25 protein-coding genes, 1 tRNA gene and 1 pseudogene are annotated in these 22,054 nt (G+C 59.4%); 9 read left to right on the top strand and 18 right to left on the bottom strand.

Annotated features, from left to right (window positions below; translation table 11 throughout):
- Nucleotides 1-4 precede the first annotated feature (4 nt).
- From EDF70_RS11495 to EDF70_RS11460, 8 genes and pseudogenes are all read right to left on the bottom strand, one after another.
- The gene (locus EDF70_RS11495) at nt 5-292 is read right to left on the bottom strand and encodes a HigA family addiction module antitoxin (RefSeq protein WP_132273434.1); all 288 of its coding nucleotides are present in this window, start codon (nt 290-292) and stop codon (nt 5-7) included.
- A gap of 12 nt (nt 293-304) precedes the next feature.
- Nucleotides 305-584: pseudogene (locus EDF70_RS11490) on the bottom strand (type II toxin-antitoxin system RelE/ParE family toxin).
- A 36-nt stretch (nt 585-620) separates the two neighbouring features.
- Nucleotides 621-1,070: a GNAT family N-acetyltransferase gene (locus EDF70_RS11485; RefSeq protein ID WP_245519123.1), complete on the bottom strand. Its 450-nt coding sequence runs from the start codon at nt 1,068-1,070 to the stop codon at nt 621-623.
- 23 nt (nt 1,071-1,093) lie between these two features.
- A complete protein-coding gene (locus tag EDF70_RS11480; RefSeq protein ID WP_132273432.1) occupies nt 1,094-1,318 on the bottom strand; it encodes a hypothetical protein in 225 nt (74 codons plus the stop codon).
- Nucleotides 1,319-1,710: 392 nt separating this feature from the next.
- Nucleotides 1,711-2,511, bottom strand: coding sequence for a glutamate racemase (gene murI, locus EDF70_RS11475; RefSeq protein ID WP_132273431.1), 801 nt, complete (start codon nt 2,509-2,511; stop codon nt 1,711-1,713).
- Nucleotides 2,498-3,334: an RNA methyltransferase gene (locus EDF70_RS11470; RefSeq protein ID WP_132273430.1), complete on the bottom strand. Its 837-nt coding sequence runs from the start codon at nt 3,332-3,334 to the stop codon at nt 2,498-2,500. The genes murI and EDF70_RS11470 overlap by 14 nt, the downstream gene beginning before the upstream one ends.
- Nucleotides 3,335-3,428: 94 nt before the next feature.
- The gene (locus tag EDF70_RS11465; protein WP_132273429.1) at nt 3,429-5,429 is read right to left on the bottom strand and encodes an FUSC family protein; all 2,001 of its coding nucleotides are present in this window, start codon (nt 5,427-5,429) and stop codon (nt 3,429-3,431) included.
- Between the two features lie 57 nt (nt 5,430-5,486).
- Entirely contained in the window at nt 5,487-6,017 is a 531-nt protein-coding gene (locus tag EDF70_RS11460; protein ID WP_132273428.1) for a hypothetical protein, read from the bottom strand.
- Nucleotides 6,018-6,223: 206 nt separating this feature from the next.
- Between EDF70_RS11460 and EDF70_RS11455 the strand changes: the two genes are divergently transcribed.
- The 3 genes from EDF70_RS11455 (at nt 6,224) to EDF70_RS11445 (ending at nt 8,625) form a co-directional block, all read left to right on the top strand.
- Nucleotides 6,224-7,435 carry an NADP-dependent isocitrate dehydrogenase gene (locus EDF70_RS11455; RefSeq protein WP_132273427.1) on the top strand — a complete coding sequence of 404 codons (1,212 nt, stop codon included), beginning with the start codon at nt 6,224-6,226 and terminating at the stop codon, nt 7,433-7,435.
- 70 nt (nt 7,436-7,505) lie between these two features.
- Nucleotides 7,506-7,958, top strand: coding sequence for a GNAT family N-acetyltransferase (locus EDF70_RS11450; protein ID WP_132273426.1), 453 nt, complete (start codon nt 7,506-7,508; stop codon nt 7,956-7,958).
- A 37-nt stretch (nt 7,959-7,995) separates the two neighbouring features.
- The gene (locus EDF70_RS11445; protein ID WP_132273425.1) at nt 7,996-8,625 is read left to right on the top strand and encodes a glutathione S-transferase family protein; all 630 of its coding nucleotides are present in this window, start codon (nt 7,996-7,998) and stop codon (nt 8,623-8,625) included.
- 11 nt (nt 8,626-8,636) lie between these two features.
- Here EDF70_RS11445 and EDF70_RS11440 read toward each other — a convergent pair whose 3' ends face one another.
- Nucleotides 8,637-9,542 carry a S1C family serine protease gene (locus tag EDF70_RS11440; RefSeq protein WP_132273424.1) on the bottom strand — a complete coding sequence of 302 codons (906 nt, stop codon included), beginning with the start codon at nt 9,540-9,542 and terminating at the stop codon, nt 8,637-8,639.
- A gap of 247 nt (nt 9,543-9,789) precedes the next feature.
- Here EDF70_RS11440 and EDF70_RS11435 point away from each other — a divergent pair, with 247 nt between their 5' ends.
- Both EDF70_RS11435 and pepT read left to right on the top strand, forming a co-directional pair.
- A complete protein-coding gene (locus EDF70_RS11435) occupies nt 9,790-10,098 on the top strand; it encodes a hypothetical protein (protein ID WP_132273788.1) in 309 nt (102 codons plus the stop codon).
- Nucleotides 10,099-10,221: 123 nt separating this feature from the next.
- The gene (pepT, locus tag EDF70_RS11430) at nt 10,222-11,457 is read left to right on the top strand and encodes a peptidase T (RefSeq protein ID WP_132273423.1); all 1,236 of its coding nucleotides are present in this window, start codon (nt 10,222-10,224) and stop codon (nt 11,455-11,457) included.
- Nucleotides 11,458-11,527: 70 nt separating this feature from the next.
- Here the strand turns inward: pepT and EDF70_RS11425 are convergent, their stop codons facing one another.
- The 5 genes from EDF70_RS11425 to EDF70_RS11410 form a co-directional block, all read right to left on the bottom strand.
- A complete protein-coding gene (locus EDF70_RS11425; RefSeq protein ID WP_132273422.1) occupies nt 11,528-13,150 on the bottom strand; it encodes an ABC-F family ATP-binding cassette domain-containing protein in 1,623 nt (540 codons plus the stop codon).
- Between the two features lie 84 nt (nt 13,151-13,234).
- Nucleotides 13,235-13,363, bottom strand: coding sequence for a hypothetical protein (locus tag EDF70_RS30640; protein ID WP_281033579.1), 129 nt, complete (start codon nt 13,361-13,363; stop codon nt 13,235-13,237).
- Nucleotides 13,360-13,575: a hypothetical protein gene (locus tag EDF70_RS11420; RefSeq protein ID WP_132273421.1), complete on the bottom strand. Its 216-nt coding sequence runs from the start codon at nt 13,573-13,575 to the stop codon at nt 13,360-13,362. The genes EDF70_RS30640 and EDF70_RS11420 overlap by 4 nt, the downstream gene beginning before the upstream one ends.
- A gap of 131 nt (nt 13,576-13,706) precedes the next feature.
- A complete protein-coding gene (tig, locus tag EDF70_RS11415) occupies nt 13,707-15,185 on the bottom strand; it encodes a trigger factor (protein WP_132273420.1) in 1,479 nt (492 codons plus the stop codon).
- Nucleotides 15,186-15,349: 164 nt separating this feature from the next.
- Nucleotides 15,350-15,434 (bottom strand) — tRNA-Leu (locus EDF70_RS11410).
- 741 nt (nt 15,435-16,175) lie between these two features.
- On the opposite strand from EDF70_RS11410, the gene EDF70_RS29990 reads away from it, so the two are divergent.
- From EDF70_RS29990 to trmFO, 3 genes are all read left to right on the top strand, one after another.
- Entirely contained in the window at nt 16,176-16,322 is a 147-nt protein-coding gene (locus tag EDF70_RS29990) for a DUF1127 domain-containing protein (protein WP_165931992.1), read from the top strand.
- A gap of 257 nt (nt 16,323-16,579) precedes the next feature.
- Nucleotides 16,580-16,723 (top strand): DUF1127 domain-containing protein, encoded by a 144-nt coding sequence (locus EDF70_RS30700; RefSeq protein WP_132273419.1) that lies wholly within the window; start codon nt 16,580-16,582, stop codon nt 16,721-16,723.
- Between the two features lie 176 nt (nt 16,724-16,899).
- The gene (gene trmFO, locus EDF70_RS11395) at nt 16,900-18,312 is read left to right on the top strand and encodes a methylenetetrahydrofolate--tRNA-(uracil(54)-C(5))-methyltransferase (FADH(2)-oxidizing) TrmFO (protein WP_132273418.1); all 1,413 of its coding nucleotides are present in this window, start codon (nt 16,900-16,902) and stop codon (nt 18,310-18,312) included.
- A gap of 74 nt (nt 18,313-18,386) precedes the next feature.
- Here the strand turns inward: trmFO and EDF70_RS11390 are convergent, their stop codons facing one another.
- From EDF70_RS11390 to yajC, 4 genes are all read right to left on the bottom strand, one after another.
- Entirely contained in the window at nt 18,387-18,857 is a 471-nt protein-coding gene (locus EDF70_RS11390; RefSeq protein WP_132273417.1) for a hypothetical protein, read from the bottom strand.
- Between the two features lie 416 nt (nt 18,858-19,273).
- On the bottom strand, nt 19,274-20,128 hold the full coding sequence (locus EDF70_RS11380) for a phytoene/squalene synthase family protein (protein WP_132273416.1): 855 nt from the start codon (nt 20,126-20,128) through the stop codon (nt 19,274-19,276).
- A gap of 24 nt (nt 20,129-20,152) precedes the next feature.
- A complete protein-coding gene (locus EDF70_RS11375; RefSeq protein WP_132273415.1) occupies nt 20,153-20,539 on the bottom strand; it encodes an Mth938-like domain-containing protein in 387 nt (128 codons plus the stop codon).
- Nucleotides 20,540-20,590: 51 nt separating this feature from the next.
- On the bottom strand, nt 20,591-20,947 hold the full coding sequence (gene yajC / locus EDF70_RS11370; protein ID WP_132273414.1) for a preprotein translocase subunit YajC: 357 nt from the start codon (nt 20,945-20,947) through the stop codon (nt 20,591-20,593).
- Between the two features lie 201 nt (nt 20,948-21,148).
- Between yajC and EDF70_RS11365 the strand changes: the two genes are divergently transcribed.
- Nucleotides 21,149-22,021, top strand: coding sequence for an ATP-binding protein (locus tag EDF70_RS11365; RefSeq protein WP_132273413.1), 873 nt, complete (start codon nt 21,149-21,151; stop codon nt 22,019-22,021).
- Nucleotides 22,022-22,054 lie beyond the last annotated feature (33 nt).

The raw sequence follows: 22,054 nt of genomic DNA, 5'->3' as shown, positions 1-22,054 counted from the left end.
GAATTCACGCGGCCTCGTCATCCAAGCGCCGGATTTCCGGCTGCTCACGCTGCATGGCCTGCGACAGGTCATAATTGGCCTGCATGGCCAGCCACGCACGTGCCGTACTGGCACCAGCCCTTTCCAGACGCACTGCTAGATCCGGGCTGATTGCCGCGCGGCCATGCAATACCCGCGACAGCGCCACGCGCAACATTCCGAGCCTCTCGGCAGCTGCCGTGACGGAAAGCCGGAGCGGCACAAGAACGTCCTCGCGGAGCAGCTCACCGGGATGCGGGGGAGATTTCATCATGATGGCGCTCCTTCAATGATAATCCTGATAGTCCACAAGCTCGACATCCGCTCCAATGAACCGGAATGTCACCCGCCAATTGCCATTGACCCAAACAGACCAATAACCTCGCAAATCCCCTTTGAGCGAATGCAATCCGACACCGGGCAAATTCGATTCGGCAGAAGTTGTTGCGACATCCAGCAAGCCAGAGGATACGTGCGAGCTTTCTGGCATAGGCAACCTGAATGCCCCTGATCGTGCCAGATTTATAAATGGCCTCCAAATCCTTAGGCCGAAAGCTCACGATCATGCGTAACCGTATCGCGTAAAGATACACAGGGCCATATTATCGGCGCCAGTGGTAGAGCATATCCGGTTCGCGCTCATCATTGTCGGCACCGTCTGTTTCTCGCCTCGCGAGAAAGCCATGCGCCTCGTAGAAACGCCGCGCCCCGACATTGCGCTGAAACGTCCAAAGGCTCAGCACGCAATGCGTGGATTTTGCTTGATCCAGCAGGCGCGCACCGATCCCCTGCCCATGTGCGTGCGGAAGGACGTAAAGCTGCTCTATCCAGTTCTCACGAAAGGCGATGACGCCGATAAGTTCGTCCTGCCGCGCGACGCCCCATATGACGCAGTTCGTAAACAGATAGCCCGACCAGAAAGCCAGATCTTCTTCTGAAGTGTGACGGCCTGCAAGCCAGGGAAGTCGCGCATCGAATGCGTTGCGAAACACATTCGATGCGGCAGCCATATCCTTCAACGCCAGCGGACGGTAGGTCAGTTCTTCGTTCACGGGCATGCCCGCCATTGCAGAAATCAGGCATGAAGGGCGCGGTCGACTTCAGGCACGATCTCAGGGGCACCGATATCGCGACGCATGTAGTTGTCCAGATCGTCGATTTTGTTTGCACGCCACGGCGCCTTGCGCCGCAACGACGCGCCAATCAGCCCTTTCAAGATGGCCCAGGGACCATGACGCTGCCACAAGGCCTCCAGCTGGGCATCGAGAACGTCATCAACCATTAATTGTAATTCACGCATAGCTTTTCCGCCCCGACACGCGCGAGCGGTCAGGTCCTTTCGAAAGTCGGCGACGCGCGCGGACATGCGGACGGCAAAAGGCGCCGAACGGATTAGCCGGTTACGTCAGATTGATTGTGAGATAGCTGCCAAAAGGCGGATTCCGGGCTTTATCAGCCCTTGAATGCCACTCGAAGCATGAGGCGCGGATTGCCGCGCATGGTTCGATTGGATCCGCCATGGAGGCGAGTATGTGCGAAAAATACAGTCATGAAGCGCCTCCTTGTGTTTGCGTTGCGGATGCCGAAAACATGCCACGCTCTTTTTGATCGCGCAAGCCTTCGCAATCGAAAATTGCACTCCGCGAAAAACATGTTGCACGATCGCAACAGATAGCACGCGCAGACCTGCCGTCAGTTCGTGCTGAGGCCAAAGCCCTGCATCAGGCGACGTGTTGCAAAATCCGGGTTGCCGGAGGTGAACACGGCAAAATCGAAATCTTCCGGGTGATCGACCCCATCGACCAGCGGCACCTTGCGACGCGCCTGCCGGGCGATTGCCTCGGCGGGATCGAGCCAATCGACCGGCCATGGCGCAAGACGTCTGAACAGGTTGGCCATGAACGGATAATGCGTGCAAGCCAGCACGACGATATCGGTCTTTTTCCCGTCCATCTCCACGAAACAAGGAGCGATCTCGCTGCGGATATCATCATCGGACAGCGACTCGCCGCGGATATAGGCTTCCGCCATGCGGGCGAGGTTTTCAGAGCCGACCAGACGCACATGGCATTGTGTGGCAAAGGACTGGATGAGATCGCGCGTATAGGCGCGCTTGACGGTGCCGGGCGTCGCCAGCACCGACACAAGACCCGACCGCGTCCGCTCCGCCGCAGGCTTGATGGCCGGCACGGTTCCGACGAATGTCATCTCGGGGAATTTTTCGCGCAGCGCCGCACCGGCCAGCGTGAAGGCGGTATTGCAGGCGATAATGCAGATTTCCGGGCGATAGTCGGAGAGCAGCTTTTCGAACAGCGACAGGATGCGCGACGTCAGCGCCTGCTCTTCCCAGCCGCCATAGGGAAAACCGGCATCGTCGGCGACATAGATGAAGCCGCGTTCCGGCATCAGCACGCGCGCCTCACGCAGCACAGTCAGCCCGCCAATGCCAGAATCGAACACCAGCACCGGCCGCGACATGTTATTCGCCGTCATTCCCCTCGATCTCCGCCTTGTCCGTCGCCTTCTGCTGCCTCGGCACGACCTTGCGCGGCCATTGGCGCGGAAAACGGTCGAGCGAGTTGATCACGCCGCGAAACACGCTGATTTCCTGTTCGGAAAATCCGCGGCGCGAGATGACTGCGCGCAGGTTGTCGATCATTCTGGGCTTTTTCGCGGGCGGATGGAAATAACCGCGGGAATCGAGCGCTTCTTCCAGATGTTCGAACAGGCCAAACACCTGCTCCTTGGTCGAAGGCTTCTGCTCCACCGGATCGAACAGCGTTTCGGACAGATCCTCCATGCCGCACTTCATCCATTCATAGGACATCAGCAGCACGGCCTGGGCGATATTGAGCGACGCAAAGGCCGGATTGACCGGAAAGGTGACGATCTCGTCGGCGAGCGCCACTTCTTCATTGGTCAGGCCCCAGCGTTCGCGGCCGAACAGGATACCGGTCTTTTCGCCGCCCTTGAATTTCTGTTGCAGCGTCTGGCAAGCCACTACCGGCGAGCGCACAGGCTTGAAGCCATAACGTTCGCGCGCCGTCGTCGCGTAGACGAAGTTGAGGTCGGCGGTCGCCTCTTCCAGCGTCTCGTAGACCTTGGTGGCGTCGATGACATGGTCGGCCTTGGAGGCTGCGGCACGCGCCTTTTCGCTCGGCCAACCGTCGCGCGGATTGACGAGGCGCAGTTCGGCCAGGCCAAAATTGGCCATGGCACGCGCCACCATGCCGATGTTTTCGCCAAGCTGCGGCTCGACGAGAATGATGGCTGGGCCTTCGGCGATCAGTTCGCGTTCGCTATTGGTGCCTGACATGAATGCTTCCGGTTGGTTCTGTCCGGCGCGTTCGTCCGGATCGTCTCATATATCTGGGCGGGCAATAGCGCGCATGGCGGCGCGCGGCAAGCGTTCAGGCTTTCGGATAGAGCCGGTCCAGCATGGTCGCGACCATATCGACACCCAGCCGCGCGCCGTCCTTGAACACCGGCAGATGCCGCGAAGGCTGGGCGCGCTCCTGCATCCCGGCGAAAAAACATTCGCTGCGCCGGGCTTTTGCCGCATCGAGTTTAACGAGCGCGGTCTCGACAGCCGTTGCCATGCCCGCCGAGCTTTCGCCGGCAACCACATGGCTGCGGGCAAAGGTGCGCGCCCAGTAGGTGGAGGCCAGAAAGATCGCCAGCGTCTGGCGGATTTTGCCCGGTTTCGTCACCACCGACCAGCTGGTGCCGAACGGTCGCGCCGCCGTCGTCACCTCGCGATAGGCGGCGTCGAGCTCGCTGGAAAGCTCCACCATGCGAAAGCCGCCCTGCCCGTCCTTTGCCGCCACAAGCAGAGCCCTCAGAGCGCTGTACCAGCGGTCAAGCGCACCATCGAGGGTCGAGCGCGTGCTGGCCGGAAATACCAGAAAAGACACAAGCGTGCCGGCCGCGGCGCCGATCAGCGTTTCTTCGACACGCAAAATGAGGACCTCCGTTGTCAGCGTGCCAATCAGGCCGTAGACGAGGCAAAGCGTGATCGACACGAAAAATGTCATCACCGCATAGGAAACCTGCAGCGAATAAAAGGCGAAAAACACCCCGAGCGTGGCAAACACCGTCAGCCACAGCATGTGCCCGCCGAGCAGCGTCGCCAGCGCCAGTCCCATGCCGATGCCGAGCAGCGTGCCGATCGACCGCTGCACGGCCCGCAGTGCCGCGTCACCCCGCGACTTGGCATTGGTAAACACCAGAAACGCTGTCAGCACCGCCCAGAACCAGCGGTCGCGCGACAGCATCAGCCCACAGACCATGGCGATCGCCGAGGCGATGGTGATCTGCAACGCCGCCCGCACCACCGGGTTCTTCAGCGAAAAATCGATGGGTGCGGCAGCCGGTGCATTGTCCATCTCCTGCTGCAGCGAACGGAACTGATCGCGACGCCCCTCCTCGATCATCGCGGACAGCGTCAGACGCGCCTTGTGCAGCCATGTCAGCGCCCGCACGCTTTCGTCGGCGGGCGTGTCGCCGGTATGCAGCCTTTCGAAACCTTCGACGGTTTCGGAATCCTGCTCCAGCACGGCATGCACGAGCGAAAACGGCGGCAGGCTTTCCAGACCGATGACGACCGCACCTTCAGCCGCCAGATGCACGTCGAAAATGGCAGTCGCCATCGCCGCGATCCGTTCCTGGCCGGCATCGATCGCGCCATCAGCGGGACGCGGCAGAAACCCTTCCGCCGTCATCGCCACATCCTTCAGGCGCTCTTCCAGATGCTGCAATTCGCGGCGATCCGCAGGGCTCCATTCGCGCGCGGCAGACAGCACGGCAAGCTTGATCAGGATGGTGTTGACCCGTCCCTGAATACCGATCAGCGACTGCAACAGATCACGCCGGCGATCATCGGTGATCAGCCAGGTGCGCACGACGTGGCCGATGGCAACCGCCACGATCGGCCCCAGCGCTGCAAGCGGCAGGTCGGCAAAGCTTGGACGCAGATAGGCGCCGATGAAATAGGAGGTGAAGGCAAACATGCCGATGGCAAAACCGCGCGGCCCATAAACGCGGGCAAGCGTCGCCAAAAGGATCACGCCCAGAAACACCACGTCGGAAACGTAGCGATTGTCTTCCAGAATGGCCGCAACGCCGACTGCGCAAAGGCTGGCAAGGCAGCCGAGCAGTCTGGTGATCAGCTGATCGCGCGGCTTGCGGTCACGCACCGCCACCCCGCCTTCGATCGACAGGATGATGGCCAGACCGTAGGAGATCGGCGGCAATGGCAGAACCAGCGTATGAAAGGCGATCAGCAGCCCGATCGACAGCAGCATGGTCAGCGTCACGCGGGCCCCCATGCGCAACCGCGAAAAGGCCGGATCCTGCGCCAAAAGCCAGTCGATGATGGAAAAGCGGGCGCGGGTCAGGAAACTGGCAGCCATGTGTCGTCCTTCGGGCGGCATCCCGTCATGTCATCCATAAACCGGATAGTCAGGCAATCACTGGCCCTTGGCCAGTTCCTGCATCTCCGCATAGACGCTGTCGCTTTCGTCGTCGTCATACCGATGGATATCGTCGATGACCGGATGACCGTCTTCGCTGATCACATCGAAATGCACTTTTTCGACGGAATTCTTGATGTCGTCGTCATCCATGCAGGTCCAGAATTTGAAGCTGACGCCGACATCGGTGGCGCCGTCCTTGCCCGGTTTCTGCTCCAGCTTCATGTCCTGAAGCGGACAGCCGTCCTGCGAATTGGTGATCACGTCATAACCGAAGGGATCGCCCGGCTGGCCATTATCCGTGTCATAGGCCGGGTGTTTCGCCGCCTCGTGATAGGCCGCCTGAAAGCGCTTGCTGAACAGCTTTTGCAAAGGCTCGGCATCGAAGATGAACTTCCAGTCGCTTTCGGCACTCTTCCAGTTTTCCGAGGTGATTCGCATCACCTCCTTCACCGGATCGGCGGGGTCGGCAGCCTGGCAAACAGAGGCTGCGACAGAGAAAAGCAGCGCGAGCGAGAGGGTGCGCATCAAAATCAGTCCTTGAGGTGAAAGCGTCGGCAGACCTTAGCCCCGATCCGCATTTTGGCAATAATATTCCTGCAAAAGATCGCGGCTCAAACTCTTTGCGTCACGTCAATGCGATGTTATAGCGCATGCGCAAAGACCATTTTTCCATCCGGGTGTGACCGTTTTTCAACGGCCATTCCATCCAATCTCTCGAACGAGGCAGATATATGAAAAAGATCAAGGTCGCCAATCCCGTTGCAGATCTCGACGGCGATGAAATGACACGCATCATCTGGCAGCTTATCAAGGACAAGCTGATCCATCCGTATCTGGACCTCGAAATCGACTATTTCGACCTTTCCGTCGAAAACCGCGATGCCACCAACGACCAGGTCACGGTCGATGCCGCCCACGCCATCAAGAAGCACGGCGTCGGCATCAAGTGCGCGACGATCACGCCGGACGAAGACCGCGTCAAGGAATTCAACCTCAAGCAGATGTGGAAGAGCCCGAACGGCACGATCCGCAACATTCTGGGCGGCGTCATCTTCCGCGAGCCGATCATCTGCGAAAACGTGCCGCGCCTCGTTCCGGGCTGGACCAAGCCGATCGTTGTCGGCCGTCACGCTTTCGGCGACCAGTACAAGGCAACCGATTTCAAGTTCCCGGGCAAGGGCAAGCTGTCGATCAAGTTCGTCGGCGAAGATGGCCAGGTCATCGAGAAGGACGTCTTTGACGCTCCGAGCGCCGGCGTCGCCATGGCCATGTACAACCTCGACGAATCGATCCGCGAATTCGCCCGCGCTTCGATGATGTACGGCCTGATGCGCAAGTGGCCGGTCTACCTGTCGACCAAGAACACCATTCTCAAGGCCTATGACGGTCGCTTCAAGGACATCTTCGAAGAGATCTACCAGACCGAGTTCAAGACCAAGTTCGACGAAGCCGGCATCACCTACGAACACCGCCTGATCGACGACATGGTCGCCTCGGCCCTGAAGTGGTCCGGCGGTTACGTCTGGGCCTGCAAGAACTACGACGGCGACGTTCAGTCCGACACGGTTGCGCAGGGCTTTGGCTCGCTCGGCCTGATGACCTCGGTTCTGCTGTCGCCGGATGGCCGCACGGTCGAAGCCGAAGCCGCTCACGGCACGGTCACCCGTCACTACCGCCAGCACCAGAAGGGTCAGGAAACCTCGACCAACTCGATCGCTTCGATCTTCGCCTGGACGCGTGGCCTCGCGCACCGCGCCAAGCTGGACGACAACGAGGAACTGGCGAAGTTTGCAGCGACCCTGGAAAAGGTCTGCGTCGACACAGTTGAGGCCGGCTTCATGACCAAGGATCTGGCGCTGCTCATCGGCCCGGATCAGCCTTGGCTGTCGACCACCGCCTTCCTCGACAAGATCGACGAAAATCTTCAGAAGGCCATGGCGTAAGCCCTGGTTTTCGGAATAGATTTGAACGGCGGGGTTTTCCCCGCCGTTTTCTTTTGCGCCGGAGGCAAGCATGAGCAATACCCCGATCGAGATCCGTCCTCTGGTGCAGTCCGACCGTGCGGGCTGGGAGCCGTTGTTCGAAGCCTATCTGCGCTTCTACGAGTCGGAGCTTCCCAAAGACCAATACGACATCACCTGGGCGCGGTTTCACGATGATGCTGAACCTATGTATGTGCTCGGTGCCTTCGATGATGGCAAGCTGGTCGGCATCGTTCACGCCATCTTCCACCGCTCCACTTGGCTGCCGGACACGACCTGCTACCTGCAGGACCTTTATGTCGATGGCAGCCAGCGCGGCCGTGGCGTCGGCGAGGCGCTGATCGAAAAGGTGGCGCTTCTCGCGCGCGATAAAAATGCCGGCCGCCTCTACTGGCTGACACAGGAAGACAATGCCAAGGCGAGACGCCTTTACGACCGTGTGGCGGTTGCGCCCGGCTTCATCCAGTATCGCAAGCCGCTGTAGCGTCATCGCGTAGCCTTCAAGCCGGACGGAGGAGAGAATGGCTGAGAAGATCCTATTTTACACCCACCCGATGTCACGCGGACGCATCGTCCGCTGGATGCTGGAGGAAGTCGGTGTTCCCTATCAGGCGGAAATCCTGCAATTCGGCACAACGATGAAGGATGCCGAATACCGGGCCGTCAACCCGATGGGCAAGGTGCCGGCCATCGTGCATGGCAAGACGGTGGTGACCGAATGCGCCGCCATCTGCGCCTACCTCGCCGACGCCTTTCCAGAGGCCAATCTCGCGCCTCCGCTGAAAGAACGCGGTGATTATTACCGCTGGATGTTCTTTGCCGCCGGCCCGCTGGAAGCTGCCGTCACCAACAGGACCCTTGGTGTGGAAATCGCCAAAGATCGTGAACGCATGGTCGGTTATGGCAATTATGCCGAGGTCATGGCGACGCTTGAACGCGCCGTCGGCGCCCACGACTTTGTCGGTGGCTACCGTTTTTCCGCAGCCGATGTCTATGTCGGCTCACAGATCGGCTGGGGTTTGCAGTTCGGCACGATCGAAAAGCGTCAGGCCTTTGTCGATTATTACGGCCGTCTGTCGGAACGTCCGGCTTACAAACGCGCCACCGAAATCGACGACGCGCTGGTGCGGGAAATCAAGGCTGCAGGTTAAGACCTGCCGCCCTACTGGATCGACGGCTTTTTCAAAAAGCTGTTGCGATCGGCGGAATTGATGCGTAGCCACGCTTCCCGGCCATCGCGCAACACGCGCATCGGGATCTGCGCACCCGCCGGACCACTGCTCCATACTTTTCGATAGAAATCGGCCAGACCGTCGACCTCGCCATCGCGGATCTCCGAGATCACATCGCCGCGTTTCAATCCTGCCTGCGCCGCCGGGCTGCCCTCGGCAACGCTCATGACAACGACCTCGCCATCGCTTTCGGCGGAAAAGGCGCCAAGCCAGGGGCGCGGTTCGCGGTCGATCTCGCCACGGTTCAGGAGATCGTCGAGAATTGGCCGCAGAATGTCGATCGGCACGACCATGTTTATGTCGGTGACTTCGTTGCGCTGGCTCATCTGCAGCCGCAGCGAGCCGACACCAAGCAGCGTGCCTTCCGCATCGAACAGGCCGGCGCCGCCCCAGGACTGATGTGCGGGCGCGATAAAGATTGCCTCTTCCAGCAGATATTCCCAGTAACCGGCAAATTCCTGCTTGGCGACGATCGCCGCCTGCACATAATCACCCGTGCCATCGACGATCACCACCGGTTCGCCAACCTGCGCCTTGGCGGACTCGCCAAGCGGCACTGCGGGCAAATCGAGCGGCCCGAGCGCTTGTACGATGCCAAAGCCGCTTTCCTGATCGTAGGCCAGCGCATGTGCCGGCACCACGCGGCCGTCCTGCAAGGTCAACCAGACATCTTCCGCTTCGGTGATCAGGTAACCGATGGTCAGGACAAGCCCGTTTTCCCGGATGACGATACCACTGCCTTCACGACGCGTTCCGAGAGACCCGGCAGTGAAGGCATCTTCGGGAATGGTTGTGCGGACGGCCACAACGGACCGCAAGATTCTTTCGATATCCATGGTTTTGACCCCGATGAATGGGCCGGGCACCTGATACGGCGCCAGCCAATATGTATGGCCCTAAACGTATGAACTCGTGCTGCGGCGCGCAAGGGTCGGATGTCGCACCACAACCGCAGCAATCGGCAATTATTAAGCATTCGCTCACAGATATATTGCGGGCAATCACGCTTATGTTACTTATCATCAATCCAGTTCCGGACCCGGGAGACCTCCAGTGACTAAAAAACTCGTTTCCGTCGCGGCGATTATTGTCGGCATCGCGGCGTCGGTCAGTCATGCGCATGCAGAAGACCTTGTCTTCACCCTGAAAAATGCCACCAGTTCGACGCTGGAGCGTTTTTACACTTCGCCAAGTGGTGTCGATGACTGGGAAGATGACGTGTTTGGCCAGGACGTGCTGGAACCCGGCCAGAGCATAAAAATCACCATCGCCGACGGCCGAAGCGTCTGCAAGTATGACATGCGTTTCGAGTTTACCGAGGATTCCAACCTCGACACGACCGAGGATACGCAGGATCTCTGCAAGATGGGTTCCTACACGATCCACGAGTGAGACGGCACCGGTGCCGGTGAGAGGCCAAACCATCACCGGCACTATGCCAATATCTGGGCATTCCCGACCGCGCCCGCGGCCGCTATATCTTTGCCATCACAGGCAATGATGGATTCCCCCGATATGACCGACACCGTCCTCGACCGTTTTCTCCGCTACGTCGTTATCGACACCCAGTCCGACGCCTCTTCGCCCACCCAGCCATCGACCGCCAAACAGCTGACGCTCGGCAAACTGCTGGTGGAGGAATTGCAGGCAATCGGCATCACCGATGCGCATCTCGACGAGCATGGTTATGTCTATGCGACGATCCCGGCCACCTCGACCAAGAACAATGTGCCGGTGATCTGCTTCTGCTCGCATATGGACACCGCACCCGATTTTTCCGGCACCGGCGTCAAGCCACAGGTCATCACGAATTATCAGGGCGGCGACATCGTCCTTCCCGGTGACAAGAGCCGCATCATCAAGGCCAGCGAAAACCCGGAACTGGCCCAAAACATTGGCAATACGATCGTCACTTCGGACGGTACGACGCTGCTCGGCGCCGATGACAAGGCGGGCCTGGCCGAAATCATCACCGCCGCCGAAATACTGATGAACAACCCGGATATCAAACACGGCGCCATCCGCCTTCTGTTCACGCCGGACGAGGAAATTGCGCGAGGCGTCGAAAAAGTCGACCTTGCCAAGCTGGGTGCCGATTTCGGTTATACCGTGGATGGTGAAACACCCGGCCATATCGAGGACGAGACGTTTTCCGCCGACAGCGTCGATATCGCCATCAAGGGCGTCGCCATCCATCCCGGTTTCGCCTTCGGCAAGATGGAAAACGCCATCCGCATCGCCGGCGACATCATCGCAAAACTGCCGCGTGACATGGCGCCCGAGAGCACCAAAGGCAAGCAGGGCTTTATCCACCCGACCGGCGTGTCCGGCGCCATGGAAGGTGCATCAATCCACTTCATCATCCGCGATTTCGTCGATGCAGGCCTGATCGAAAAGGAAGAATTGCTGGAAGGCATGGTCAAGGAGGTCATGGCGACCTACCCCGGCTCGACCTACACATTCAAGGTCACCGAACAGTACCGCAACATGAAAAACGTGCTCAGCGAACATCCACAGATCATGGACTATGCGCTGGAAGCGGTGGAACGCGCCGGCATGAAGGCCGTGCGCGGCAGCATTCGCGGCGGCACCGACGGCTCGCGCCTGACCGCCATGGGCCTGCCCTGCCCTAACATCTTTGCCGGCGGCCATGCTTTTCACTCGCCGCTGGAATGGGTCAGCCATCAGGACATGGACAAGGCCGTCGCAACGCTGGTGGAACTGGCAAAGATCTGGGAAGAGCGCGCCTGAGGGCGACCGGAAAATAAACGCAAAAGGCGGCCTCGACAGCCGCCTTTTCCTCATCCGCCATGGACGCCAATCAGGCCTGCAGGCCGGGAGCTTCGTAACCGGTGCGCTCCACATATTCCGTATAACCGCCGCCATACTGGTGAATGCCATCCGGCGTCAGTTCCAGCACGCGGTTAGATAGTTCGCCGAGGAAATGGCGATCATGGCTGACGAACAGCATCGTGCCTTCATATTCCGACAGCGCCCTGATCAGCATTTCCTTGGTATCGAGATCAAGGTGGTTGGTCGGCTCGTCGAGGACCAGAAAGTTCGGCGGATCGAACAGCATCGCCGCCATAACCAGACGGGCCTTTTCGCCACCCGAAAGCACGCGGCACTTCTTTTCGATGTCGTCACCGGAAAAACCGAAACAGCCCGCCAGCGCCCTGAGCGATCCCTGCCCGGCGCGCGGAAACTCGCTTTCCAGCCATTCGAACACGGTCTGCTCGCCATCCAGCAGGTCCATTGCGTGCTGGGCAAAATATCCCATCTTGACGCTGGCGCCGAGCGCCACCGAGCCCTGATCCGGTTCGGTTGAGCCGGCAATCAGCTTCAGCAGCGTCGATTTTCCGGCACCGTTGATGCCCATGATGCACCAGCGTTCCTTGCGGCGGATCATGAAGTCCAGACCTTCATAGATCGTGCGGCTGCCGTAAGCCTTGTGAACACCCTTGAGGTTGACCACGTCCTCGCCCGAACGCGGTGCCGGCTGGAACTCGAAAGCCACCGTCTGGCGACGCTTCGGCGGCTCGACTCGCTCGATCTTGTCGAGTTTTTTCACGCGGCTCTGCACCTGCGAGGCGTGGCTGGCGCGAGCCTTGAAACGCTCGATAAACTTGATTTCCTTGGCAAGCATCGCCTGCTGGCGCTCGAACTGCGACTGCTGATGTTTTTCGTTGAGAGCGCGCTGCTCCTCGTAAAATCCGTAATCGCCGGAATAGGAGTTGAGCGAGCCGGCATCGATTTCGATAATCTTGCCAACGATGCGGTTCATGAACTCGCGGTCATGCGAGGTCATCAGCAATGCACCGTCATATCCCTTGAGAAATGCTTCCAGCCAGATCAGGCTTTCGATGTCCAGGTGGTTGCTAGGTTCGTCGAGCAGCATCACGTCCGGGCGCATCAGCAGAATGCGGGCCAGCGCGACGCGCATCTTCCAGCCGCCCGAAAGCTTGCCGACATCGCCGTCCATCATCTCCTGACTAAAGCTCAGGCCATCCAGCACTTCGCGGGCGCGGCCTTCCAGACCATACCCGTCCAGTTCCTCGTAACGGGCCTGCACGTCGCCGTAACGCTCGATGATCTGATCCATCTCGTCCATGCGGTCGGGATCGACCATGGCGGCTTCCAGTTCGCGCAGTTCCGCAGCCACGATACTGACCGGGCCGGCCCCTTCCATGACTTCCGCCACGGCGCTGCGGCCGGACATCTCGCCGACATCCTGGTTGAAATAACCGATGGTGATGCCCTTATCGACCGACACCTGGCCTTCATCCGGCTCTTCGCTGCCGGTGATCATGCGGAACAGCGTCGTCTTGCCGGCGCCGTTGGGCCCGACCAGACCGATCTTTTCGCCGCGGTTGAGTGCAGCGGTCGCCTCGATGAAAAGAATGCGGTGGCTGTTCGACTTGCTGATGTTTTCGATGCGGATCATGGCTGCCGGTTCGGAAAATGGAAATCGGCTGCCTTATGTCATGGGTGCTGAAGAAAGTCGCGAGGGATTCAGCAAGAAAGCTCTCTACTCACCGGCGTGGCGGTTTGGGCGCGTCTTTTTTTCCACATAACGGGAGTAAAAGGCGATCGCCAGGCCGAGCGCGCCGACTAGGGGCGGCAGAATGTACCAGAAAAATATGTATGCGGACGTCATGACCTCAATCCTCCGAGAACAATCCGGCCCGCAAAATGTAATGCAAGAGCGCCAACAAGCCAACTGGCGATATCGATGATGGCGGACCACCCCACATTCATGGCCATCAATGCGGGAAGTTGAGTAACGACACCCACGGCCAGACAAGCGGTGGACAACCGGTCGAAAGAGGCCGCCAAATATTTCGTACGTTCATTATGAATGAGATCCACCGCAATGCCCCCTCAACCCGAAATGCATCAACATTAATGCAACTGCGGTCAGGCAATGCAACCCACCACCAAAACACGAAAAAGGCCGGGCTGTTTCCAACCCGGCCTTCATGATGTCTATCCGAAAAGGATTATTCGGCGCTGTCTTCAGCGGCCTTCTTCTTCGGAGCAGCCTTCTTCTTCGGAGCGGCGTCTTCGCCTTCGGCAGCGTCGTCAGCCTTGGCAGCAGCCTTCTTCTTCGAAGCAGCCTTCTTGGGCTTTTCCGAAGCATCGTCCTCGTCGTCGGCCATCAGCTCTTCCTTGCTGACGGTCTTGTCGGTGACGTCAACTTCGGAGAGCAGCTTGTCGATGACCTTCTCTTCGAAGATCGGAGCGCGCAGCGAAGCGGAGGCGCCCGGCGTGTTGCGGAAGAAATCAAGAATTTCCTTCTGCTGGCCCGGGAACTGCTGCAGCTGGGCGTAAAGCGCGCGCTGCATTTCTTCCTCGGTTACTTCGACGCCGGCCTTTTCGCCGATTTCGGAGAGAACCAGGCCGAGACGAACGCGGCGTTCAGCCAGCTTGGTGTATTCGGCGCGGGCTTCTTCCTCGGTCGTGTCTTCATCGGCAAAGGTCTTGCCGGACTGTGCGAGGTCGGTGTTGATCTGGCGCCAGATGTTTTCGAACTCGGCGTCGACCAGGCCCTGCGGCGCGTCGAACTTGTACATTTCGTCGAGCTGGTCAAGGATCTGACGCTTGACTTTCTGACGGGTCACGTTGCCGTACTGGCCTTCGATCTGACCGCGAACGATTTCCTTCAGCTTGTCAGCCGATTCGAGACCGAGCTTCGAAGCCAGGTCATCGTTGATTTCCAGTTCGGCTGCAGCAGCAACGTCCTTGACGGTGATGTCGAAGGTGGCTTCCTTGCCGGCCAGGTTTGCAGCCGGGTATTCAGTCGGGAAGGTCACGGTGATGACCTTCTCATCGCCAGCCTTGACGCCGACCAGCTGGTCTTCGAAGCCCGGGATGAAGCGGTTGGAACCGATGACCAGTTCGGCATCTTCGGCGGCGCCGCCATCAAAGGCTTCGCCATCGACCTTGCCGAGGTAGTTCATGGTGACACGGTCGCCTTCGGCGGCCTTGCCCTTCTTGGTTTCGTACGAGCGAGCGCTTTCGGCGATCTTGAGGATCTGCTCGTTGACTTCGTCTTCGGCAACTTCGACGACTTCGCGGGTGACCTTGATGCCGCTTGTCGGCTTCAGTTCGATCGCCGGGATGACTTCGTAAGCGAGTGTGAATTCGAAATCGATTTCGGCGTTGAGGATCTTGTCGGCTTCAGCTTCGTCCTCGGTCATGGAGACCGACGGCTGGGTTGCGGACTTTTCACCACGATCCGACAGGATCTGGCTCGGACGCTCACGAACGATCTCGTTGACGAGTTCAGCCATGATCGACTTGCCGTGCATCTTCTTGAGATGCGAAACCGGCACTTTGCCCGGACGGAAGCCGTTGATGCGGACCTTATCCTTGGCGTCTGCGAGGCGCACGTTCAGCTGCGCTTCCATGTCCTTGGCCGGGATGACGACCTTGAGTTCGCGCTTCAGGCCCTCGGAGAGGGTTTCGGTAACCTGCATTGTCTAACCTTCATATCAAACAGCTGTGTGCACACGGCCGTGGTTTCGATCGCACGGTCCCGGAACGCAGCCGGCCGTGGCTTCAGATACAATCTCGGACGCAACCGGAGAGCGTCAGCAATTCTATGGCCCTGATTAGGCTCCAACTGCCAGCTCTGCGGTCCTGGTGCGGGTAGAGAGACTTGAACTCCCACGCCTTGCGGCACCAGAACCTAAATCTGGCGTGTCTACCAATTTCACCATACCCGCGCACCGAACCGCGACGAAAATCCTCAGATCAGAGGCCTTCCGGAGCGCGCGTCTCTATATCACCCGTTTTTCAGCACGCAAAGGAAAAATGACAGGTTTTGCACGGCTGCACGGCGGCGGACTAAAGGCTAGCATAACAAGTAAGCCCAATCGGCGCATCTCGCCCTGAGAACATAAGGCAACAGCCCTGCATCACGGCATTCACGACAGCTCTGCGGGTTTTTGCGGCATTTACCAAAAAGCCATGCAAAAGCTGCAGACCATGCGTTCCGAGTTTGCACTGCACATGCAGCAGGTATCGTCTATAACTCAGCCATGCAGGCAATACATATCGTCTGCAGCGGCAGGCGGCCGGGCAGCAGTGCCAAATCACCCTCAAGCAAAAGCTTGCGAAACAGAATTCGGGGTTGCGCATCTCCTCCTAAGCGCCGCCTCGATAGACTAGCGCCCCTCCTCCTCCCGGTCGCTGGTCGTTTCCTCCAACGCCCACCGGATCTCCTCCCCCGGTGGGCGTTTCTCATTGCGCAAATTCAGCCGGATTGCAGCATCAGTCGCCGCGCGACGGTGCATTTGCCTTTATTTTGTACAGTTCCCTAATGCGATTTAACCAGGCCTGCACAAAACGCATGGGTGACCTCTGGGAAACGCGCTTTTATCGCGCCTAAATCGATTTATATTCCAATTCATGAAATTGACGCCGGTCAAGAACTGAACCGGCAAGCCTCAAAAAAGGAATTCGCCATGAACATCGCTCGCTCGCTCACCAACTGGCGCAAGTACCGTCAGACCGTTACCGAACTCGGCCGCATGTCGGACCGCGAACTGCACGACCTCGGCATCGGCCGTGGCGACATCCGTCGCGTTGCACGCACTGCCGTCGGCAACTAATTCCTCAAGCCCGCGAGGGCTTTGACGGACATCAAAAGAGCGCCCCTCGCCGGGCGCTTTTTTTGTGCTTTGTTCTTGCCACAATTCCGCCCTGCCCTGCACGAGAAAGCATCAAAGCGCTTTTTTTGTTCAACGTGCTGCACATTTGCATGGCAGTCGCCGATTTTTTGCACTGCGTTCTCTTGTTATCTGGCTGTATAAGACCCTCATCCGCTGAAGCAACAACGCGTTCGGCACCAGATCACTCGAGGAAAACCATGAACCCGATCCGCATCGCCAAGAACTGGATCAGCTACCGCCGCACCATGAACGAGCTCGGCAACCTGTCGAACCAGGCCCTGACCGACATCGGCCTGACGCGCTACGACATCCGTAACGTTGCTGCCCGTTCCTACCGCTAAGCATATCCTCGCGGCATGAGGCCGCGTTCATGGGGATGTCGATTGACCGATATCCCTTCGACGGCGCCCACGAGGCGCCGTTCGCATGTCTGGCACATGCTTTTCTTCATCACCTGATCCCTTTGGGAAAAGCTTTCCAGTTGGATGGCGAATGCGCACATGATAATGAGCGCGCCATGACAAACACGCTCCCCTCTCCCATTCACGTTATCGGTGGCGGCCTTGCCGGTTCCGAAGCCGCCTGGCAGATCGCCAGCGCCGGCGTCCCCGTCATCCTGCACGAGATGCGCGGCACCCGCGGCACCGATGCCCACAAGACCGATGGCCTGGCCGAACTGGTCTGCTCCAATTCCTTCCGCTCCGATGACGCGACCGCCAATGCCGTCGGAGTCATCCATGCGGAAATGCGGCTTGCCGGTTCGCTGATCATGTCCTGCGCCGACAAGAACCAGGTTCCGGCCGGTGGCGCACTCGCCGTCGATCGTGACGGGTTTTCCGATGCCGTCACGGCCGCAATCCACGAACATCCGCTGATTACGGTGGTGCGCGAGGAAGTGACTGGCCTGCCCCCGCAAGACTGGGATCTCGCCGTCGTCGCGACCGGCCCGCTCACCTCGCCGGATCTGGCGGCCTCCATCCAGAGCGAGACCGGCAAGGATGCGCTCGCCTTTTTCGACGCCATCGCGCCGATCATCCATCGCGATTCGATCAACATGGATGTCTGCTGGTACCAGTCGCGTTACGACAAGGTCGGGCCCGGCGGCACGGGCAAGGATTATATCAACTGCCCGCTCGACAAGGATCAGTATGACGCCTTCATCGATGCCCTGATTGCCGGCGACACGGTCGGCTTCAAGGAATGGGAAGGCACGCCCTATTTCGACGGCTGCCTGCCGATCGAGGTGATGGCGGAACGTGGCCGGGAAACCCTGCGTCACGGCCCGATGAAGCCAATGGGACTGACCAATGCGCATAACCCGACCGTCAAGGCCTATGCTGTCGTGCAGTTGCGGCAGGATAATGCGCTGGGCACGCTCTACAACATGGTCGGCTTCCAGACGAAGCTGAAATACGGCGCACAGGCGGAGATCATTCGCCTGATTCCCGGCCTCGAAAACGCGGAATTCGCCCGTCTCGGCGGCCTGCATCGCAATACCTACATCCAGTCGCCGGTTCTGCTCGACAATTCGCTGACGCTGAAAAGCCGCAAGGGCCTGCGTTTCGCCGGTCAGATCACCGGCTGCGAGGGTTATGTCGAAAGCGCTGCCGTCGGTCTGCTGGCCGGTCGTTTTGCCGCCGCCGAACGCCATGGTCAGGAGCCATCGCTGCCGCCCGCCACCACCGCACTCGGTTCGCTGCTCAACCACATCACCGGCGGCCACATCATGTCCGATGACGAACCGGGCAAGCGCTCGTTCCAGCCGATGAACATCAATTTCGGGCTTTTCCCGGAACTGGAGCCGGGCTCGATCGTCAAGCCGGAAGGCGTCAAGCGCTTTCGCGGCAAGGACAAGACGATCATGAAGCGGCAGCTGGTCTCGGCCCGCGCGCTGAAAGATTGCGCGGAATGGCTCGGCAAGACGCTCTGATCTTCCACTTGATACCAAGACGAGAAAAAGCCCGCTGATGCGGGCTTTTTCGATAGGTCTCGCACGCTTTTCTCTCAGGCCAGCGGGCGCTCGTCAGCCTTGCCGTCTTCGACAACGGCCTTATCCTCGGCGCTAACATAATTGCCGAGCAGCCACAGGCCGACCTCTGCCGCGATTTCATGGCTTGGAAATACGAATTCGCCATTTTGCGTCGGCGCATCGAGGAACTCGATAACAAAACCCTTGCCATCCGGCGTGCTGGTCGCCCGCGCGCGGCCGGGCTGAATGACGTGGCAGGAATAGTGGCGACCGTAATTGCGCATCACGCCGGCCTTGCCGTCATGCAGGCGAATGAACACTGCCTTGCCATCCACCGTTTCGTGGAGGGCGCGAATGGCTTCCGTCGGAAAGGCGCGGCCGAATTCCAGAATCGCAAGACCGGGATCGTGGCGTTCACCATCTTCGCGATCCTTGGCCATGCGCGTGACGTAATAGGCCAAGGCGATAACGATAACGCCGATGATCAACCAACTGACGAGGCTCATCTTTCCTCCCGAGAACAACCCGCACCGTTGCGGCATACCGCCACTAGAGCATCAGGCTTGCGCGAGCTTGGTCCTGCGACAAAATAGTTTGCAGAGTTTAGCAGATAGACGCAGGCGGAACAAAGGGGTGCCAGCCTCCTAGAGCAGGCCGCAGCTAATATGCACCACTCTGCCGGAGCAGGTTTTCGTCAGGGCAGAGGCGATTGGCGAAGTGCATACCCGAAGGTACGTGCGAGCCGATCGCCTCTGATCCTGGCGCAAAGATGCCCGGCCCCTTCGGGGTTGGCTGATACGGGCCGCCTATTCGTTCGGCCGGCTTGGCCGTATGCTTTGGCTACGACGCGCGCCGGCCGAACGAATATCCGACTCCGTCTAAGCCAACAGAATGGCGCAGATTAGCTGCGACCTGCTCTAGCTCAGATGCTGCGGCGGACGAGCGCCATCACCATGCGCAACTGCCGGCGCCATTGCAGCGGCAACAGAGGTTGATGAACGGCACCAGCGCCCAGTTTGCGCGCTCTTTTCAGCACCGTCTCCGCCGTTGTTGGCGGCAGAAAAGCGGGCATGACGGCCGCCGGGATTTTCCCCAAGGCACGCGCCTTCGTCAGGTGGTCGAGGCCGAGACCCGCAAAAGCCTCGATGGCAGCCGAGATGTGCACCTTGTCGTCACCGGCAAGAAAGGTCTCGCGATCGAGGCCGACAGCTGCCAGAAGATCGAGCGGCACGTAAAGCTGGCCGCGAGCCGAATGGTTCGGCATCAAAAGCAGCGCACCGGCAATCGCGTGTGCGACACCCGCATGGCCTGCCACTTGCGCCGATGCGGCCGCATCCGATGGCGACAGGATAAGGCCTGCCAGTTGGATCAGCGCCGAGGCGGTCTCGCCGGCATATCCTTCCAGCGCATTGCGATCCGGAAACGCGTCATCATAGAGGTCGAAGATACGGGCATCGAGCATGTCGATAAAGGTCTGACGCGGCAGGCGGTATTTTTCGACGGCAGCGAATAGTGCTGCGGCCACCGGATTGGCCTCGGCCTCTTCGTTCGGGCCTTCCTCAAACTGGCCACGCCACCATTGCAGGCGGATTTCACCGGCCAGAGGCTGGCGAATGACATCGCGGATCCTGGCGATTTCGGCATTGAAGGCATAAAGCGCTGCCAGCGCATCGCGCTTGTCCGGCGGCGAGAGCAGGCAGGCGAGATAACGGTCGCGGTCGGTGGCACGCAACGTCGACAGGCAGATGTCTGAAATGGTTTCGCCCGATGCGCTCACGGAGCGTTCATCCTTGGATGCGCTTCAGTCGACCGCGATCAGGGCAGCCGCCACCGGTCGCGATTCCATCAGCATGATATTGTAGGTGCGAACTGCCGCCCCGGTACTCATCGGGTCGGACGCGATACCGTGTTCCTTGAACACCGCTTTCAGCGCAGCCGGAATGGGCCGCATATCATTGCCGGTACCAAGAAGCAGGAATTCGATCTCACCGGCATCAGCCAGAACCTTTTCGAAGGCGGCAACATCAAGCGCATCGCCTTCGGAAAAATCCCAACCATAGATGCCGGAAGGAAGACAAAGGATCGAGCCGCGATGCGACATGTCGGCGAAGCGAAAACCGCCATTGCCATAAACGTCGATCTCGGCCCGGCCCGGAAAATGTGCGTCGCGGATCTGTAGAGGTTTCATCGGAAAGGATGCCCTTTATCGGATATCGCGACGCGCGGGTTTCAAACGTTATTACTTGGCAGCTTCGGTCTTGACCGGCTCGCCCTTGACGCGGACTTCGGCAACGTAAGAGCGCAGGACGCGAACGCGGACGTTTTCGGCGATTTCGACTTCGACTTCGTTGTCGTCGATGACCTTGGTCACCTTGCCGGAAATGCCGCCGCCGAGAACGACCTGGTCACCACGGCGGATCGCCGACAGGGTTTCCTGACGCTTCTTCATCTGGGCGCGCTGCGGGCGGATCAGGAAGAAGTACCAGACAACCATCAGCGGTGCGAAAAGGAAAAGCATTTCAAGGCCGGAGCCGAATGCGCCACCGGCTGCGGGGGCTGCACCACTGGCTTGGGCAAATGCCTCAGTAATAAACATCGAAAACTCCCAGATTGACGCTATACGCGTAGAAAGCCGTAAAGGCCGCCGAAATATAGTAACCGCTGCCCCGAATGCAACAGAGACACCGGGTCGCGGGCTTGTTCGGCGTACCGTTTCAAAGCCTCCTACCCTTTCGAGCCATCAAAGGCCATGCTACCGCCGGTCGAATACACAAAAAACCCGCACCACGAGGCCGATATGACCGACGAAAACACCGCTCTTCTGCTGGCCGAAATACGCCGCCTTGCCGATGCGCTGGATCGGCTCGCCGGCCCGCCACCGGCGGTAAACGACTGGAATGCCGCGGATTGTTTCGTCTGGGTACCGTCGAACCAGTATCTTCAGCCCGTTCCTCGCCCCAATCGTGTGGCGCTGACGCTGATCCGCGGCGTCGATCACGTACGCGATATCCTGCATGAAAACACGCAGCGTTTTGCCGAAGGTTATCCGGCAAACAATGTGCTTCTCTGGGGCGCGCGCGGCATGGGCAAGTCGTCGCTGGTGAAGGCCGTTCACGAAGATGTGCGCGGCCAGACCGGCGTTGCACTGAAGCTGATCGAGGTCCACCGCGAGGATATCGCCACTCTGCCGGCGCTTCTCGAGGTTCTGAAAAAGTCCGGCCAGCGCGTCATCCTGTTCTGTGACGACCTTTCCTTCGACCATGACGACACCGCCTACAAGTCTCTGAAGGCAGCACTCGACGGCGGCATCGAGGGCCGGCCGGACAATGTGCTGTTCTACGCCACCTCCAACCGCCGCCACCTTCTGCCACGCAACATGATGGAAAACGAGCAGTCGACGGCCATCAACCCGTCCGAGGCTGTGGAAGAAAAAGTATCGCTGTCGGACCGGTTTGGTCTGTGGCTCGGCTTCCACAAATGCAGCCAGGACGATTATCTGACGATGATCGACGGGTATGCCGATCATTTCGACCTCGGCCTCGATCGGGAGACGCTGCATCATCAGGCACTGGAATGGGCAACAACGCGTGGCGGCCGCTCCGGCCGTGTCGCATGGCAGTATATCCAGGATCTCGCCGGGCGCCTGCGCAAGCCGCTCACCGGCAAATAATCACCAGACAACCAGACGCAAAAAAGCCCGGCA

The organism is Neorhizobium sp. JUb45 (assembly GCF_004343585.1).
GTDB lineage: Bacteria > Pseudomonadota > Alphaproteobacteria > Rhizobiales > Rhizobiaceae > Neorhizobium.
The sequence above is the reverse complement of the archived record's forward strand: the minus strand, read 5'-3'. Positions and strand labels throughout refer to the sequence as shown.

Bases quoted from the DNA above. Each gene is read 5' to 3' on its own strand.
- EDF70_RS11495 (WP_132273434.1), bottom strand. From the start codon at position 292: ATGATGAAATCTCCCCCGCATCCCGGTGAGCTGCTCCGCGAGGACGTT.
- EDF70_RS11480 (WP_132273432.1), bottom strand. From the start codon at position 1,318: ATGCGTGAATTACAATTAATGGTTGATGACGTTCTCGATGCCCAGCTG.
- murI (WP_132273431.1), bottom strand. From the start codon at position 2,511: ATGACGGCGAATAACATGTCGCGGCCGGTGCTGGTGTTCGATTCTGGC.
- EDF70_RS11470 (WP_132273430.1), bottom strand. From the start codon at position 3,334: ATGTCAGGCACCAATAGCGAACGCGAACTGATCGCCGAAGGCCCAGCC.
- EDF70_RS11465 (WP_132273429.1), bottom strand. From the start codon at position 5,429: ATGGCTGCCAGTTTCCTGACCCGCGCCCGCTTTTCCATCATCGACTGG.
- EDF70_RS11460 (WP_132273428.1), bottom strand. From the start codon at position 6,017: ATGCGCACCCTCTCGCTCGCGCTGCTTTTCTCTGTCGCAGCCTCTGTT.
- EDF70_RS11455 (WP_132273427.1), top strand. From the start codon at position 6,224: ATGAAAAAGATCAAGGTCGCCAATCCCGTTGCAGATCTCGACGGCGAT.
- EDF70_RS11450 (WP_132273426.1), top strand. From the start codon at position 7,506: ATGAGCAATACCCCGATCGAGATCCGTCCTCTGGTGCAGTCCGACCGT.
- EDF70_RS11445 (WP_132273425.1), top strand. From the start codon at position 7,996: ATGGCTGAGAAGATCCTATTTTACACCCACCCGATGTCACGCGGACGC.
- EDF70_RS11440 (WP_132273424.1), bottom strand. From the start codon at position 9,542: ATGGATATCGAAAGAATCTTGCGGTCCGTTGTGGCCGTCCGCACAACC.
- pepT (WP_132273423.1), top strand. From the start codon at position 10,222: ATGACCGACACCGTCCTCGACCGTTTTCTCCGCTACGTCGTTATCGAC.
- EDF70_RS11425 (WP_132273422.1), bottom strand. From the start codon at position 13,150: ATGATCCGCATCGAAAACATCAGCAAGTCGAACAGCCACCGCATTCTT.
- EDF70_RS30640 (WP_281033579.1), bottom strand. From the start codon at position 13,363: ATGACGTCCGCATACATATTTTTCTGGTACATTCTGCCGCCCCTAGTC.
- tig (WP_132273420.1), bottom strand. From the start codon at position 15,185: ATGCAGGTTACCGAAACCCTCTCCGAGGGCCTGAAGCGCGAACTCAAG.
- EDF70_RS29990 (WP_165931992.1), top strand. From the start codon at position 16,176: ATGAACATCGCTCGCTCGCTCACCAACTGGCGCAAGTACCGTCAGACC.
- EDF70_RS30700 (WP_132273419.1), top strand. From the start codon at position 16,580: ATGAACCCGATCCGCATCGCCAAGAACTGGATCAGCTACCGCCGCACC.
- trmFO (WP_132273418.1), top strand. From the start codon at position 16,900: ATGACAAACACGCTCCCCTCTCCCATTCACGTTATCGGTGGCGGCCTT.
- EDF70_RS11390 (WP_132273417.1), bottom strand. From the start codon at position 18,857: ATGAGCCTCGTCAGTTGGTTGATCATCGGCGTTATCGTTATCGCCTTG.
- EDF70_RS11375 (WP_132273415.1), bottom strand. From the start codon at position 20,539: ATGAAACCTCTACAGATCCGCGACGCACATTTTCCGGGCCGGGCCGAG.
- yajC (WP_132273414.1), bottom strand. From the start codon at position 20,947: ATGTTTATTACTGAGGCATTTGCCCAAGCCAGTGGTGCAGCCCCCGCA.
- EDF70_RS11365 (WP_132273413.1), top strand. From the start codon at position 21,149: ATGACCGACGAAAACACCGCTCTTCTGCTGGCCGAAATACGCCGCCTT.